Here is a 16971-nt window from a genome sequence, read left to right on the forward strand (position 1 = left end):
ATGTCCAGACCCCAATGCCCCCGCTGCCTGCGGCCGACCACCCACTGCCTGTGCGCGCTGATCCCGAGCCTGCACAGCCGGACCCGGGTGTTGCTGTTGCAGCATCCCAGCGAGGTCAACCATGCGCTCAACACCGCGCGCCTCGCCGCGTTGGGCCTGGTGAATGCGCAGTTGGTAGTGGGCGAAGTATTTGAAGACTTGCAGACCTTGCTCAATCCTCCGGGGTATCAGGCACGGCTGCTGTTTCCTGGCGAAGAGGCGCAGTCGCTGCAGACCTATGGCCCATCCGATGAGCCGTTGCTGCTGGTGGTGCCCGACGGTACCTGGCGCAAGGCGCGCAAGTTGCTGCACCTCAACCCGCTGCTGGCGGCGTTGCCACGGGTGACGCTGGCGGCGGGCGCAGTGTCCCGCTACCGGTTGCGCAAGGCACCGGGGCCGGGGGCGTTGTCGACGGTGGAGGCGATCGTGCAGGCCTTGCAGGTGCTGGAGGCGCCGCAGTCATTTGATCCGTTGTTGCGGCCGTTTGAGGCGTTGATCGACGGGCAGATTGCAGCGATGGGGGAGGAGGTGTTTCAGCGCAATCATGGGGGTGATTAGCCGGTTCACCCAGGTCCAGCTCCCCCATTGACCGCGCCGCTCAAGACATACGCGGTCGATGTAGGAGCTGGCTTGCCGGCGATGGCGCCTGCCCAAACACCGCTAACGCTCGCGCATCGCCTCCGTGCGTGCCTTCAACACCGGCTTGAGCAAGTAATCCAGCACGCTTTTCTCCCCGGTAATAATGTCCACCGTTGCCACCATCCCCGGGATGATCAGCAACGGTTTTTTATCCCCGCCCAGATGGTTCTTATCGGTGCGCACCTGGATCAGGTAGAAGCTGTTGCCCTTGTCGTCGGTAATCGTATCGGCGCCGATCAGTTCCAGTTTCGCCGCCAGCCCGCCGTAGATCGTGTAGTCATAGGCACTGAACTTGACCATCGCCTTCTGCCCCGGATGCAAGAACGCCACGTCCTGAGGCCGTACTTTGGCCTCGATCAGCAGGTTGTCTTCCAGCGGGACGATTTCCACCATGTCGCTGCCCGGCTGGACGACACCGCCAATGGTGTTGACCTTCAGTTGCTTGATCACCCCATGCACCGGCGAGACCACGGTGGTGCGGCTGACGCGGTCATCAATGGCGATGCTGGTGGCGGTGATTTTTGACAGGTCGGTGCGTTTTTCGTTGAGTTCCTTGGCCGCCTCCGAGCGGAAGGTCTGTACCGATTCGTCGATCTTGCTCTTGATCTCATTGATCGCCGATTCCGCACGGGGGATTGCCAGGGTGGTGGCGTTCAACGAGCCACGGATCTCCACGGCGCTGCGTTTGAGGCGCAGGATTTCCACCGGTGACACCGCGCCGGTGCCCACCAGAGGGGCCGACATGTTCATCTCTTGTTGCAGCAGCGCCAGGCTGGAGCTGAATTGGCCCTGTTTGGAGCGAAACTCCGCCAGTTCCTGGGTTTTCTGCCGCAACTGTTCACTCAAGGTCCGTTGCTCGCTGCTCAAGCGCCGCTGGCGTTGTTCAAACAGCGAGCGTTCGTCTTCGGCCACTTGCGGGGCCTTGGCGATCACTTCATCGGACAATTTGAACGGCCGCCCCTCGGCCTCGGCCGACAGGCGTTCGACCTGGGCGGTGAGGGCATACCGGTCGACTTCGCTTTCGCCTTTGTTCGAGCGGAACCGCGTGTCGTCCAGTTGCAGCAGTTTGTCGCCCTTGTCCACCATCTGCCCTTCGCGCACGTAGATCTGGGTGACGATGCCGCCTTCCAGGTTCTGGATCACTTGCACCTTGCTCGACGGGATGGCCTTGCCTTCACCCATGGTCACTTCATCGAGAACGGCAAAGTTGGCCCACAGCAGGGCGCAGATGATCAGGCCGGCGGTCAGCCACACGATAATCCGTGAACGGCGCGGCGAGTCCTGCAGCGCAGCGCCTGCCAGTTCGGGCATGAATTCGCTGTCTGCGGTTTTGCCAAAGCTCTTGAAGTAGCCCGGTGGCGCGGGAGTGGCTGACATGGTGGGCTCCTAGACGGCGGCCGAGCCGACACGGCCCTTGCGCAGTGCATCAATCACACTTTCTTTGGGGCCGTCGGCAACGATGCGGCCGTTGTCCAGCACGATCAAGCGGTCGACCAGGCTGAGCATCGAGGTACGGTGCGTGACCAACAGCAGTGTCTTGCCCTTGACCCACAGCTCCAGGCGCTGGCGCAGGGTTTCTTCGCTGCTGTTGTCCATGGCGCTGGTGGGTTCGTCCAGCAGCAGGATCGGCGGGTCGAGCAGCAACGCGCGGGCCAGCAACACCGCCTGGCGCTGGCCGCCGGACAGCAGTTGCCCGCGCTCGCCCACTGGCCGGTCGAAGCCTTGTGGGTGCTGGCGGGCCAGTTCGCTGACGCCGGTCAGTTCGGCCACTTCGAGCATCCGCGCATCGCTGATATAGCGCGCGCCCAGGGTCAGGTTATCGCGCAGGCTACCGGCCAACAGCGGCAGGTCATGGGCCACATAGCCCACTTGTTGGCGCAGGTCGGCCACATCCAGCTGGCGCAGGTCGAGGCCATCGAGCAGTAACTGGCCTTCTTCTGGCGCGTAGAAGCCCATCACCAGGCGGCCCAGGGTGCTTTTGCCCGAGCCGCTGCGGCCGATAATGCCTACGCGCTCGCCGGCCTTGAGCTGGAAACTGACCTGGCTCAGGGCCGGGGTGTTCTGCCCGGCATAGCGGAAGGTGACCTGGCTGACTTCCAGGGCGCCACTCAGTTGCGTGCGCTCCAGTGGGCGCTGCTGCGGGTCGCGCTCCTGGGGCAGGGCCATCAGCGCGTCGGTGCTGCGCATGGTCAATTGCGCCTGCTGGTAGCGGGTGATCAACCCGGCGATCTGCCCCAGCGGCGCCAATACCCGGCTGCCGAGCATGTAGGTGGCCACCAGCGCGCCGACACTGAGGCTGCCGGCGATGATGCTGTAGACCCCGGCGACAATGGTCGCCATCCCGGAAAACTGCTGGATGAACAGCGTGCCATTGGTGGCCAGCGCCGAGAGGTTGCGCGCATGGCTGTCGAGGCGGGTGAGGGCGCCGTGGGTGCTTTCCCACTGGTGCTGGCGCTCGCTTTCGGCGCTGCAGGCCTTGAGGGTTTCCAGGCCGCTGAGGGTTTCGATCAACAGCGCCTGGCGTTCGGCGCCCAGGCTCAGGCTTTTTTGCACGGTGTCGCGCAGGCGTACCTGGATCAGCATTGCAAAGCCGATGGTCAGCGGGAACGCACACAAAGGGATGATCACCAGCCAGCCGCCGAGCAGGCCGATCACCACCAGCATCAGCACGGCGAAAGGCAGGTCGATCAGGCTGGTAAGGGTCACCGCGGTGAGGAATTCGCGCAGGCCCTGAAAGTCATGGATGCTTTGGGCAAAACCGCCGATGGTGGCGGGGCGCGCCTTCATCGACATGCCGGTGATGCGCTCGAACAGGGTCGCTGACAAAATCACATCGGTCTTCTTGCCGGCGGTGTCCAGCAGATGGGCGCGCACCACCCGCAGTACCAGCTCGAACGCCGTGCCGATCAGCAGGCCGATCACCAGTACCCACAAGGTCGAGGTGGCCTGGTTCGGCACCACGCGGTCGTAGGTCTGCATCACGAACAGCGGCACCATCAGGCCCAGCAGGTTGATCAGCAAACTGGCGAGAATTGCATCGCTGTACAGCCAGCGCGACAGCTTCAAGGTGTCGCGAAACCACGCCTCGACTCTTGGCACCAGCGGCGCGCGCAGGTCTTCGATTTCGTGCCGTGGCCGGGCAAACAGGGCCTGGCCGCTGTAGGCCGCGTCGAGCTCTTCGCGGCTGACCCACTGTTCGCCGCCTTCGGCTTCGCTGGGCAGGATCAGCGCCTGGCCATCCTCGCCCCAGCGCCGCAACACCGCGCAGCGGCCTTCGTTGAGCAGCAACAGCACTGGCAGGTTCAGCGCCGAGATGGCCTTCAAGTCCCGGCGCAATACCCGCGCCTGCAAGCTGGCCCGGGCCGCGGCCCGTGGCAGCAAGTCCAGGCTCAGGCGTTGTTGCGCCAAGGGCAGGCCGGCGCTCAGGCTGCTACGGCTGACGCTGCAGCCGTGCAGCTTGCAGAGGATCAGCAGGCCGTCGAGCAACGGGTCATCAAAGCTCTGGCGCGGGTCGACACCCGGGTTCAGCGGTTCCATCTGGCTCACGGCGATCTGCTCCACGTCTTTGGCTACTTCAGGTCGGGCAGGTGGGCTTCGCTTCTGACTTCCGACTGGGCAATGGCTTCGGCCGGCACCACCACGCGCTCCTTGTTCAGCAACTCGCCCATATTGGCCAGCACGCGGTACATGGAGAACTCTTCGGTGTAGCGCACTTCGGTGTAGCGCCGGTTGGCGTTGTACAGCTCGTTTTCACTGTCCAGCAGGTCCAGCAGGGTGCGCTGGCCCAGGCCGAACTGGTCCTGATAGGCCGCGCGTACGCGCTGGGTGGTTTCGGCATATTCGCGGGCGGTGGGGGTCTGGATGCGGGCGTTGTCCATGGCATGCCAGGCCAGGTTGAGGTTCTCGTTGAGCATGCGCAGGGCGTTGTTGCGGATGTCCATGGCCTGGTTGATCTTGTGCGAGTCCGACGCCAGGCGGGCCTTGTCGCTGCCGCCACGGAACAGGTTGTAGTTCATCACCACGCCCACCCGCCATTGGTTATCGTGACCCAGGTCGCCGCGCACATTGTTATTGGCGCCCACCGCCGCCTCGGCATCGAAGCGTGGATAGAACGGCGACTTGGCCACCTCGTACTGGCTCTCGGCGGCCATCACATCGGACTGGGCCGACTTCAGATAGGGGTTGTTCTCCAGCATGCTGCGCCGGGCGCCGAGTTGGTCGCTGGGCAGCTCGCCCTTGATCGACGCCGGGCTTTCCAATTCATCCGGCATGCGCCCGACCACGCTATAGAAGTTCGATTCGGCGTCTTGCAGGTCGACCAGTGCGGTCTGGTAGTTGTTGTCTGCCAGGGCCCGGCGGGCGGTGGACTGGTCGCGGTCGGCGGTGCTGCCGATGCCGCGCTCGGTGCGCAGGCCGATCTGGTCGGTGACGCGCAGGTGCGCCTGCAGGTTGTTCTTGGCCAATGTCAGCAGGTCGCGGCGCTTGAGTACTTCCAGGTACACCTCGACGGTGCGCAGGGCCAGGCTCTCGGCGGTGCCACGGGTGTAATAGGCGCGGGAGTTGACCACCGCCCCGGTGCGCTGCACTTCGTTGGAGGTGTTGAAACCGTCGAACAGCATCTGGCGCAGGCGCAGTTCCGACTGGGTGTAGTTGTCGGTCTCGGTGTGGTGATTGCCACCACGGGCGCGGGTGGTGCTGTTGTCGCTGTAGTCACGGCCGTAGGCGGCATTGAGGTCGAGACTGGGGTAGAAGCCGCCTCTGGCGACTTTCACATCTTCATCGGCCGAAAGCCGGCTGTTACGGCTGGCATTCAGTTCCGGGTGAGTGTCCAGCGTGCTTTGGATCGCTTGGGTCAGCGACATTGCTTGGGTGTTGGTGCAGGCCATGGCGATCAGAATCGCGCTGCAGAGGGGGGTAAAGGCGCGCATGGGTACATCTCCCGGTGTCAGTGTTACTGGTCTGTCGCCATTTATTTGACGAATTTAGGGGGCAAACCGTCTCAGGCTTGTAACAACACAGCTAAGAACATTTGCGGGGGGAGCTAAGAAGGATTTCTCATAATGTTTATGTCCAAAAAAACTTATGCGTTCTGCGCGAAGCAAGACATTGTTCAAAGCACAAGCCTTGAGTTATGTGCGCTGTGGCGTGTTTTTCGGCTCGGGGAAAGTTCAATCGCAAGTGCGAGCAGGTGATGGGGTAGCGAAAAAAAGGGCGTTTTTTGGTGACGGTTTTTTGTCACTCTCTCTCTTTTTGAAAGGCTCTCTGTAACGGGGTTGAAGCGCGGGTTGGCGGCTGATTTGAATCAGTTTTGTGCCACTTCCGCCCCCCCCCGATCCACTGCACTTGTGCACGTAACCGAGGTGCCGACTACTGGGGTCGGACAGGGAGATAAGCGCATGGCCAAGTTAATCGGTGTTGTCAGCAAGGTGGTTGGGGAAGTCTTTGCCGTGGCAGGAGATGGCAGTCGCCGAAGCCTGATCGAAGGCGACCGACTGTTTGCCGGCGAGCAACTGCAGACCGGTGCGGCCGGTGCAGTCGCGGTGCAACTGACCAACGGCCAGGAGCTGACCCTGGGGCGCGACAGCAGCCTGGGCCTTTCCCCGCAATTGCTGGCTGGCCAGGCGCCGCGGATTCACGCCTCGGAAGACCTTGCACCGAGCCAGGCACAGTTGACCGATGTGCAGCAACTGCAAAAAGCCATCGCCGCCGGTGACGACCCGACCCAGACCGCTGAAGCCACGGCCGCCGGCCAAACCGGCAGCACGGCGGCAGGTGAGCTGGGCGGTGGGCACTCCTTTGTGTTGTTGACCGAAGTCGCCGGGCGGGTGGAGCCGGTCATCGGCTTTCCCACGGCAGGGTTTGGCGGGATTCCTGAGTTTCCGTTGTTCCAGGTCGCCGGCCAGCCCGATACCGGCAACGACCAGCCCGTGGTGGTGCCTCCCGACAACCCAGTGAGCCTGGGTGGGCTGGAGGTCGAGGGCGGCGAGTTGACGCTCAACGAGGCCAATCTTGCACAAGGCTCGGCCAGCAATCCGGCGGCGCTGGTGCAGACCGGTACCTTCAACGTCTCGGCGCCCGATGGCCTGCAAAGCCTGACCGTGGGCGGCATCAGCGTGGTCAGCGGCGGGGTGGCCAGCAGCTTCCCGCAAACTATCACCACCGGGCTGGGCAACACCCTGAGCATCACCGGCTACAACGCAGCCACCGGGGTGATCAGCTACAGCTACACCTTGACCGGCAATGAGGCCCATCCGTCGGGCAACGGCAGCAACAGCCTGGGTGAGCAATTCGCGGTGGTCGCCACCGATAGCGATAACGACAGCGCCACCGGCTCGCTGGATATCACCCTCATCGACGACGTGCCCAAGGCGCTGGATGACAGCCATGAGGGTCGCGCTTCGGAAAGCCTGCTGACCCTCAGCGGCAACGTCCTGGATAACGACACCCAAGGTGCCGACCGCGTCGCCAGCGGCCCGATCACCGGCGGCACGTTCAGCGGTCAATACGGCACCCTGGTGCTGGCGGCTGACGGCAGCTACACCTACACGCTGAACACTGCCGACCCTGATTTTGTCGCGCTGCAGGGCGGCGGCAATGGCAGCGAAACCTTCACCTACACCCTGACCGACGCCGACGGCGACAGCAGCACCGCCAACCTGGTGCTGCAAGTGCACAACAATGATGACCCGGTGGTGATTGGCGGCATCAGCGTAAATGGCGCCGACCTGACCCTCTATGAAAAAAACCTGGTGGACGGCAGCAGCCCCGACGCTGGCGCGCTGACCCGCGCCGGCAGCCTGACCGTATCGGCCGTGGACGGCTTGCAGAACCTGTCGGTGGGCGGTATCAGCGTGGTGTCCGGCGGTGTCGCCGCCGGCTTCCCGCAATCCATCGCCACCGGCCTGGGCAATACCCTGACCATCACCGGGTTTGACCCGGCCACCGGGGTGATCAGCTACAGCTATACCCTGACGGGCACCGAGGCGCATCCGTCGGCGGGCGGGTTGAATGACCTGACCGAGAGCTTCAGCGTTATCGCCAACGACACCAACAACAGCACCGCCACCGGCACTCTGCACGTGAGTGTGGTGGACGATGTACCGACCGCTGCCGATGACGGCAATGCGCAAGTGGCCTCCGAAAGCCTGCTGACCCTGAGCGGCACGGTGTTGACCAATGACGCGCAAGGCGCCGATCGGGTCGTGTCCGGGCCGATTACGCCGGGCTCCTTCACGGGGCTTTACGGCACGTTGGAGTTGGCGGCGAATGGCACGTATGTGTACACGCTGAATACCGCCGATAGCGATTTTCTGGCATTGAATGGCGGCGGTAATGGGACTGAAACCTTTACCTATACCCTGACGGATGCCGATGGCGACACCAGCACCGCCAACCTTGTGTTGCAGGTGCATAACAATGACGACCCGGTGGTGTTGACGGGGCTTGAGGTGAATGGCGGGGAGGTTACGGTCTATGAGAAGAACCTGCCGTTGGGTAGCGCTAACGATGGGCCTGCGCTGACTCAATCCGGCACCTTCACGGTGACCGCCTTGGACGGCCTGAAAAACCTGACTGTGGGCGGGATTAGCGTCGTCACCAACGGCGTTGCCGCTACTTTTCCACAATCGGAACCTACCGGCTTCGGCAACACCCTGACCATCACTGGCTACAACGCCAGCACGGGTGTGATCAGTTACAGCTACACCCTCAACGGCACCGATAGCCACCCAACCGGCGCTGGTACTAACAGCATCAGTGAGTCGTTCGCGGTGGTTGCCACCGACAGTAACAACAGCAGTGCCAATGGTTCGCTGGACGTCAATGTGGTCGACGATGTGCCTACTGCAGTTGATGACGCCAATGTACAAGTGGCCTCGGAAAGTCTGCTGACCTTGAGCGGCAGTGTTTTGGGTAATGACGTACAAGGTGCTGACCGCATAGCGACCGGGCCTGTTACGCCAACTACCATCGTGGGTACCTACGGCACCCTGCAACTGTTTGCCGATGGCAGTTATGTCTACACCCTCGACAAGACTGACCCGCAGTTCGTGGCCCTGAATGGCGGCGGCAGCGGCACCGAAACCTTCACCTATCAGCTTAACGATCTCGACGGCGACACCAGCACCGCAAACCTGGTGTTGCAGGTGCATAACAACGACGATCCGGTGGTGTTGACCGGCCTGAACGTCAATGGTGGCGAAGTCACCGTCTACGAGAAAAACCTGCCGTTGGGCAGCGCTGACGATGGGCCGGCCTTGACTCAATCCGGCACCTTCACGGTGACCGCCTTGGACGGCCTGAAAGACCTGACTGTGGGCGGTATCAGCGTCGTCACCAACGGCGTCGCCGCGACCTTCCCACAATCGGAACCCACTGGCTTCGGAAACACCCTGACCATCACCGGTTACAACGCCAGCACCGGCGTGATCAGTTACAGCTACACCCTCAACGGCACCGATAGCCACCCAGCCGGCGCTGGTACTAACAGCATCAGTGAGTCGTTCGCGGTGGTCGCCACTGACACCAACAACAGCAGCGACAATGGTTCGCTGGACGTTAATGTGGTCGACGATGTGCCTACTGCAGTTGATGACGCCAATGCACAAGTGGCCTCGGAAAGTCTGCTGACCTTGAGCGGCAGTGTTTTGGGTAATGACGTACAAGGTGCTGACCGCATTGCCACCGGCCCGGTTACGCCCAACACTATCGTCGGTACCTACGGCACATTGCAGCTGTTCGCGGATGGCAGCTACACCTACACCCTCGACAAGACTGACCCGCAGTTCATGGCCCTGAATGGCGGCGGCAGTGGCACTGAAACCTTCACCTATCAGCTTAACGATCTCGACGGCGACACCAGCACCGCCAACCTGGTCTTGCAGGTGCATAACAACGACGACCCAGTGGTGCTGACTGGCCTGAACGTCAATGGTGGCGAAGTCACCGTCTACGAGAAAAACCTGCCGTTGGGCAGCGCTAACGATGGGCCTGCGCTGACCCAATCCGGCACTTTCACGGTGACGGCCTTGGACGGCCTGAAAAACCTGACTGTGGGCGGCATCAGCGTCGTCACCAACGGCGTCGCTGCGACCTTCCCACAATCGGAACCCACCGGCTTCGGCAACACCCTGACCATCACCGGTTACAACGCCAGCACCGGCGTGATCAGTTACAGCTACACCCTCAACGGCACCGATAGCCACCCAACCGGCGCGGGTGCCAATAGCATTAGCGAGTCGTTCACGGTGGTTGCCACTGACACCAACAACAGCAGCGACAATGGTTTACTGGACGTCAATGTGGTCGACGATGTGCCAAAAGCCGTCGACGACAACCCCGCAGGCATCGCCTCCGAGAGCCTGCTGACCCTGAGCGGTAGCGTGCTGGGCAACGACGTACAAGGCGCCGACCGCATCGCCACCGGCCCGGTTACGCCAACTACCATCGTGGGTACCTACGGCACATTGCAGTTGTTCGCCGATGGCAGCTATGTCTACACCCTGGACAAAACTGACCCACAATTTATCGCCCTGAATGGCGGCGGCAACGGCACCGAAACCTTCACCTATCAGCTTAACGATCTCGACGGCGACACCAGCACCGCCAACCTGGTGTTGCAGGTGCATAACAACGACGACCCAGTGGTGTTGACCGGCCTGAACGTCAATGGTGGCGAAGTCACCGTCTACGAGAAAAACCTGCCGTTGGGCAGCGCTAACGATGGGCCTGCGCTGACTCAATCCGGCACCTTCACGGTGACCGCCTTAGACGGCTTAAAAAACCTGACTGTGGGCGGCATCAGCGTCGTCACCAACGGCGTTGCCGCTACTTTTCCGCAATCGGAACCCACCGGCTTCGGCAACACCCTGACCATCACTGGCTACAACGCTAGCACCGGGGTGATCAGCTATAGCTACACCCTCAACGGCACTGACAGCCACCCAACCGGCGCGGACGCCAATAGCATCAGTGAGTCGTTCACGGTGGTCGCCACCGACAGCGACAACAGCAGTGCCAATGGTTCGCTGGACGTCAATGTGGTCGACGATGTGCCTACTGCAGTTGATGACGCCAATGTACAAGTGGCCTCGGAAAGTCTGCTGACTTTGAGCGGCAGTGTTTTGGGTAATGACGTACAAGGTGCTGACCGCATAGCGACCGGGCCGGTTACGCCAACTACCATCGTGGGTACCTACGGCACTCTGCAGCTGTTCGCGGATGGCAGCTACACCTACACCCTCGACAAGACTGACCCGCAGTTCATGGCCCTGAATGGCGGCGGCAACGGCACTGAAACCTTCACCTATCAGCTTAACGATCTCGACGGTGATACCAGCACCGCCAATCTGGTCTTACAGGTGCATAACAACGACGACCCAGTGGTGCTGACTGGCCTGAACGTCAATGGTGGCGAAGTCACCGTCTACGAGAAAAACCTGCCGTTGGGTAGCGCTAACGATGGGCCTGCGCTGACCCAATCCGGCACCTTCACGGTGACCGCCTTGGACGGCCTGAAAGACCTGACTGTGGGCGGTATCAGCGTCGTCACCAACGGCGTCGCCGCGACCTTCCCACAATCGGAACCCACTGGCTTCGGAAACACCCTGACCATCACCGGTTACAACGCCAGCACCGGCGTGATCAGTTACAGCTACACCCTCAACGGCACCGATAGCCACCCAGCCGGCGCTGGTACTAACAGCATCAGTGAGTCGTTCGCGGTGGTCGCCACTGACACCAACAACAGCAGCGACAATGGTTCGCTGGACGTTAATGTGGTCGACGATGTGCCTACTGCAGTTGATGACGCCAATGCACAAGTGGCCTCGGAAAGTCTGCTGACCTTGAGCGGCAGTGTTTTGGGTAATGACGTACAAGGTGCTGACCGCATTGCCACCGGCCCGGTTACGCCCAACACCATCGTCGGCACCTACGGCACTCTGCAGCTGTTCGCGGATGGCAGCTACACCTACACCCTGGACAAGACCGACCCGCAATTTGTCGCCCTGAATGGCGGTGGCAGCGGTACTGAAACCTTCACCTATCAGCTTAATGATCTCGACGGCGATACCAGCACCGCTAACCTAGTGTTGCAGGTGCATAACAACGATGACCCTGTGGTGTTGACGGGGCTTGAGGTGAATGGCGGGGAAGTTACGGTCTACGAGAAAAACCTGCCGTTGGGTAGCGCTAACGATGGGTCTGCTCTGACCCAATCCGGCACCTTCACGGTGACGGCATTGGATGGCCTGAAAAACTTGACTGTGGGCGGCATCAGCGTCGTCACCAACGGCGTCGCCGCGACCTTCCCACAATCGGAACCCACCGGCTTCGGTAACACCCTGACCATCACTGGCTACAACGCCAGCACCGGGGTGGTCAGCTACCGCTACACCCTCAACGGCACCGATAGCCACCCAACCGGCGCGGGTGCCAATAGCATTAGCGAGTCGTTCACGGTGGTTGCCACTGACACCAACAACAGCAGCGACAATGGTTTACTGGACGTCAATGTGGTCGACGATGTGCCAAAAGCCGTCGACGACAACCCCGCAGGCATCGCCTCCGAGAGCCTGCTGACCCTGAGCGGTAGCGTGCTGGGCAACGACGTACAAGGCGCCGACCGCATCGCCACCGGCCCGGTTACGCCAACTACCATCGTGGGTACCTACGGCACATTGCAGTTGTTCGCCGATGGCAGCTATGTCTACACCCTGGACAAAACTGACCCACAATTTATCGCCCTGAATGGCGGCGGCAACGGCACCGAAACCTTCACCTATCAGCTTAACGATCTCGACGGCGACACCAGCACCGCCAACCTGGTGTTGCAGGTGCATAACAACGACGACCCAGTGGTGTTGACCGGCCTGAACGTCAATGGTGGCGAAGTCACCGTCTACGAGAAAAACCTGCCGTTGGGTAGCGCTAACGATGGGCCTGCGCTGACTCAATCCGGCACCTTCACGGTGACGGCCTTGGACGGCCTGAAAAACCTGACAGTAGGGGGGATTAGCGTCGTCACTAACGGCGTCGCCGCGACCTTCCCACAATCAGAACCCACCAGCTTCGGCAACACCCTGACCATCACCGGCTACAACGCTAGCACCGGGGTGATCAGCTACAGCTACACCCTCAACGGCACCGATAGCCACCCAACCGGCGCGGGTACCAATAGCATCAGTGAGTCGTTCGCGGTGGTTGCCACTGACACCAACAACAGTAGCGACAATGGTTTACTGGACGTCAATGTGGTCGACGATGTGCCAAAAGCCGTCGACGACAATCCCGCAGGTATCGCCTCCGAGAGCCTGCTGACCCTGAGCGGTAGCGTGCTGGGCAACGACGTACAAGGCGCCGACCGCATCGCCACCGGCCCGGTTACGCCCAACACCATCGTCGGCACCTACGGCACTCTGCAGCTGTTCGCGGATGGCAGCTACACCTACACCCTGGACAAAACTGACCCGCAATTTATCGCCCTGAATGGCGGCGGCAACGGCACCGAAACCTTCACCTATCAGCTTAATGATCTCGACGGCGACACCAGCACCGCCAACCTGGTGCTACAGGTGCATAACAACAACGACCCGGTCGTGCTCACCGGCCTGGACGTCACTGGCGGCGAGTTGACCGTCTATGAGAAAAACCTGGTTGATGGTTCCAGCCCGAACATCCCGTTGTTGACCCAGACCGGTACCTTCACGGTGACCGCCTTGGACGGCCTGAAAAACCTGACTGTGGGCGGCATCAGCGTCGTCACCAACGGCGTAGCCGCGACCTTCCCACAATCGGAACCTACCGGCTTCGGCAACACCCTGACCATCACTGGCTACAACGCCAGCACCGGGGTGGTCAGCTACCGCTACACCTTGCTCGACAATGAAGCGCAACCCAATGCCAGCGGTGACAACAGTCTGTCGGAGCAGATCACGGTCACGGCCAGCGATAACGACACCAATACTGCGACGGGTACGATCGACATCAACATCATTGATGACCTGCCCACTGCCAACCCCGACGTGCGTTCGGTGATAGAAGGCGGTGTGGTCAGCGCCAATGTGTTGGGCAATGATGTCGGCGGCGCCGATAGCCCCACATTGGCTGGCGCGGTAGTCGGGGTGCGGGCGGGCAGCAACATCGGCACCCCGGCCTCTGGCGGCCTGGGCGCTAACATCAACGGCACCTATGGTTACCTGACTCTGGATGCCAACGGCAACGCCGTGTACCACAGCAACCCCAACGCGGTGAGCCCTCCGGGGGCGGTGGACACCTTCGTCTATACCGTGCGGGATGCCGACGGTGACCTAAGCACCACCACCCTGACGATTACAGTGACCGACAGCGGCCTCAAGGCGGTGGTTGACGGCGACGTCACGGTCTACGAGAAAGCCCTGGACCTGAACCTCGACGGCCAGGACCTGGCGCCTGGCACCGTGGTCGGCAGCGACCCGACGGCCACCACGGAAACCGCCAGCGGCAACCTCGCAGATTCGGTAACCGGCGGCAGTGGTCCGCTGAGTTTCAGCCTGGTCGGCAGCGCTACCGGCACTTATGGGCAGATCCTGCTCAACCCCAACGGCACCTACACCTACACCCTGACCTCGGCACCCAAGACCTTGCCCAACAGCAACGACGGGCCGAATGTATTGACCGAGACTTTCACTTATAAGGCCACCGACCAATTGGGCAACACCACCACCAGCAGCATTGTGGTGAGCATTGTCGATGATGTGCCCAAAGTGGTGTCCAGCGCGCGTGAAGTCACGGCGACGGAGGTGGACTCCAACCTGCTGCTGATCATTGATATTTCCGGCAGCATGAACGACGCCTCGGGGGCCGGCGGCACGCGGCTTGACCTGGCCAAGGCGTCCATCACCGAGTTGCTTAACCGCTACGATGAGATGGGCGATGTGAAGGTGCAGATCGTGACCTTCAACGACAGCTCCCAGCAATTGAGCAGCCAATGGGTCAGCGTCGCCACGGCCAAGACCCTGGTCAACAACCTTACGGCGTTCAACGGCACCAACTACGACTCGGCACTCGGCACCGCGCAGACCGCCTATGGCACTGCCGGCAAGCTGGAAGGTGCGCAGAACGTGGCGTATTTCTTTTCGGACGGTAACCCCACCACGTCCAACACCAATAATCCGAACAACCCCGGCAACGTGGTCAACCCGGAATACGGCGACGGGATCGACGCTACTGAAGAGGGCGTATGGCGAGCCTTCCTCGACGCCAACGGCATCAAGGCCTATGCCATAGGCCTGGGGGCGGGGGTCAACAGTATTTACCTGGACCCGGTGGCCTACGACGGCAGCACCCACACCAACAACAACGCGGTGGTGGTGGCCAACCTGGCGGGCCTGGATGCGGTGCTGGCCGGCACGGTACAGGGCGCGCCGGTCACCGGCAGCCTGCTGACGGACGGCTCGTTCGGCGCTGACGGTGGCTTCGTCAAAGCCCTCACGGTGGATGGCATCACCTACACCTACAACCCGGCGGCGGGGGGCTCGATGAGTGCCAACCTGCCAGGCGGCCAAGGTACGTTCGACACCGTCAGCAACAGTGTCACCATCACCACCAACCAGGGCGGCACGCTGGTGGTGGACATGGACAACGGCGAGTTCCGCTACACGCCGCCGAAGCTGACCGACTCGCTGGTCACCGAAACCTTTGGCGTGACCGTCAGCGACAACGACGGCGATCTCGCGACGTCCAGCCTGGTAGTCAAGGTCAACCCGAACGTGGCGCCGGTGGCGGGTGATGACCATGTGATCACCAATATCCTGTCGAGCAATATTGTGGTGCCTGCCGAGTTGCTGCTGGCCAATGACAGCGATGCCAACCATGACAACCTGACGGCTATCCCCACCAGTTTTCCAACCGGCTGGGTGGCCAAAGGCGCGGCCTTTACCGGGACGGGGACCAGAACGCTCACCGGTACAACTGTGGGGGATGTACGTACCTCGTTTGCCGGTGATGCGGCGAACCTCACTGCAGCACTTTTGATCACTGGCAGTCTCGGCAATGTCGGTGGCGCTACGGCCGACGATCGCTTAACGGTCACGCTCAAGGCGGGTGAGACCCTCAGCCTGGATCACAACCGGCCGGTCGGTAACATCATCATGGCCTATTCGATCAACGGTGGCAGCGAGCTCCCTCTTGCGGATGGCACGACGCTGACTGCGTTAGCGGACGGTAGCTATCAGATTCACATTACCAACACCTCCAATCCAACAGGCGGCAACCCCAATGGCACAGAAAGCTACCAGTTGGACATGAAGATCAACTACGCCGGCGCCCAGGACTACACACCGCAGTACCACGGCAACTACTCGGTCAGCGATAACCACGGCGGCAGCGACAGCGCCGCGGTAGACATCAGCTACCAGGCCGGTACGACCCTCACCGGTACCAACGGTGATGACATCATCATGGCCGGGCCCGGCAACAACATCCTCAATGGCGGCGATGGCAACGACGTGCTCACCGCCGGCACCGGCAACAACCAGATGCACGGCGGCAATGGCAATGACCTGCTGTTCAGCGGCATCGGCAATGACCTGCTCGATGGCGGGGCGGGCCTCGACACCGTCAGCTATGCCCATGCCACGGCAGGCGTGATCGTCAACCTTGGCCTGGCGACGGGGCAAATCACTGGCGGCGCCGGAACCGATACATTGATGGCCCTGGAGAACCTGGTGGGCTCCAACTTCAATGACTTCCTCACGGGCAACGGCAACAACAACCTGATCTCCGGCGGGCTGGGCAATGACACCCTCAAGGGCGAGGGGGGCGATGACATCCTGATCGGCGGCCTGGGTAACAACACCCTGACCGGTGGCCCTGGCGCCGATACCTTCCAGTACCTGACCGGCGGTAGCGGGCACGATGTCATCACCGACTTTGCGGTGGGCACCGACAAGCTCGACCTGTCGCAATTGCTGCAAGGCGAGAATGCGACGACGGCGTCCCTGGATGACTACCTGCACTTCAAGGTGGTGGGCGGTACGACCACCATCGACATCAGCGCCGTTGCAGGTGCCACGCCGAACCAGACCATCGACCTGGCCGGGGTCAACCTGGCGACCCAATACGGCGTCACGCCGGGCGCGGGCGGGTTGATTGCGGGCGGGGCGGATACGGCGACGATCATCAATGGGATGTTGAATGACCATTCGTTGAAGGTGGATACCGTGTAATCCCCTGTGGCGAGGGAGCTTGCTCCCGTTGGACTGCGTAGCAGTCCCATTCAGGGCCGCTTCGCGCCCCGACGGGAGCAAGCTCCCT

The 16971-nt window shown here is 61.7% G+C and carries 5 protein-coding genes; 2 read left to right on the forward strand and 3 right to left on the reverse strand.

Annotated elements, in window-relative coordinates; genetic code table 11:
* Positions 1 to 597, forward strand: coding sequence for a tRNA-uridine aminocarboxypropyltransferase (locus tag PSH73_RS06865; protein ID WP_115127630.1), 597 nt, complete (start codon positions 1 to 3; stop codon positions 595 to 597).
* Positions 598 to 699: 102 nt separating this feature from the next.
* Here the strand turns inward: PSH73_RS06865 and PSH73_RS06870 are convergent, their stop codons facing one another.
* From PSH73_RS06870 to PSH73_RS06880, 3 genes are read right to left on the reverse strand one after another with little or no spacing between them, the layout of a single operon-like run.
* Positions 700 to 2055: an HlyD family type I secretion periplasmic adaptor subunit gene (locus PSH73_RS06870; RefSeq protein WP_170060457.1), complete on the reverse strand. Its 1356-nt coding sequence runs from the start codon at positions 2053 to 2055 to the stop codon at positions 700 to 702.
* Between the two features lie 9 nt (positions 2056 to 2064).
* Entirely contained in the window at positions 2065 to 4224 is a 2160-nt protein-coding gene (locus PSH73_RS06875; protein ID WP_169960383.1) for a type I secretion system permease/ATPase, read from the reverse strand.
* A gap of 23 nt (positions 4225 to 4247) precedes the next feature.
* Positions 4248 to 5606 carry a TolC family outer membrane protein gene (locus tag PSH73_RS06880; protein ID WP_057958844.1) on the reverse strand — a complete coding sequence of 453 codons (1359 nt, stop codon included), beginning with the start codon at positions 5604 to 5606 and terminating at the stop codon, positions 4248 to 4250.
* A gap of 468 nt (positions 5607 to 6074) precedes the next feature.
* On the opposite strand from PSH73_RS06880, the gene PSH73_RS06885 reads away from it, so the two are divergent.
* Entirely contained in the window at positions 6075 to 16883 is a 10809-nt protein-coding gene (locus tag PSH73_RS06885; protein ID WP_305462137.1) for a retention module-containing protein, read from the forward strand.
* Positions 16884 to 16971 lie beyond the last annotated feature (88 nt).

The organism is Pseudomonas sp. FP2294 (assembly GCF_030687625.1).
GTDB lineage: Bacteria > Pseudomonadota > Gammaproteobacteria > Pseudomonadales > Pseudomonadaceae > Aquipseudomonas > Aquipseudomonas shahriarae.

Coding starts and splice junctions, on each gene's coding strand:
- PSH73_RS06865 (WP_115127630.1), top strand. CDS start 1: ATGTCCAGACCCCAATGCCCCCGCTGCCTGCGGCCGACCACCCACTGC.
- PSH73_RS06885 (WP_305462137.1), top strand. CDS start 6,075: ATGGCCAAGTTAATCGGTGTTGTCAGCAAGGTGGTTGGGGAAGTCTTT.
- PSH73_RS06880 (WP_057958844.1), bottom strand. CDS start 5,606: ATGCGCGCCTTTACCCCCCTCTGCAGCGCGATTCTGATCGCCATGGCC.
- PSH73_RS06870 (WP_170060457.1), bottom strand. CDS start 2,055: ATGTCAGCCACTCCCGCGCCACCGGGCTACTTCAAGAGCTTTGGCAAA.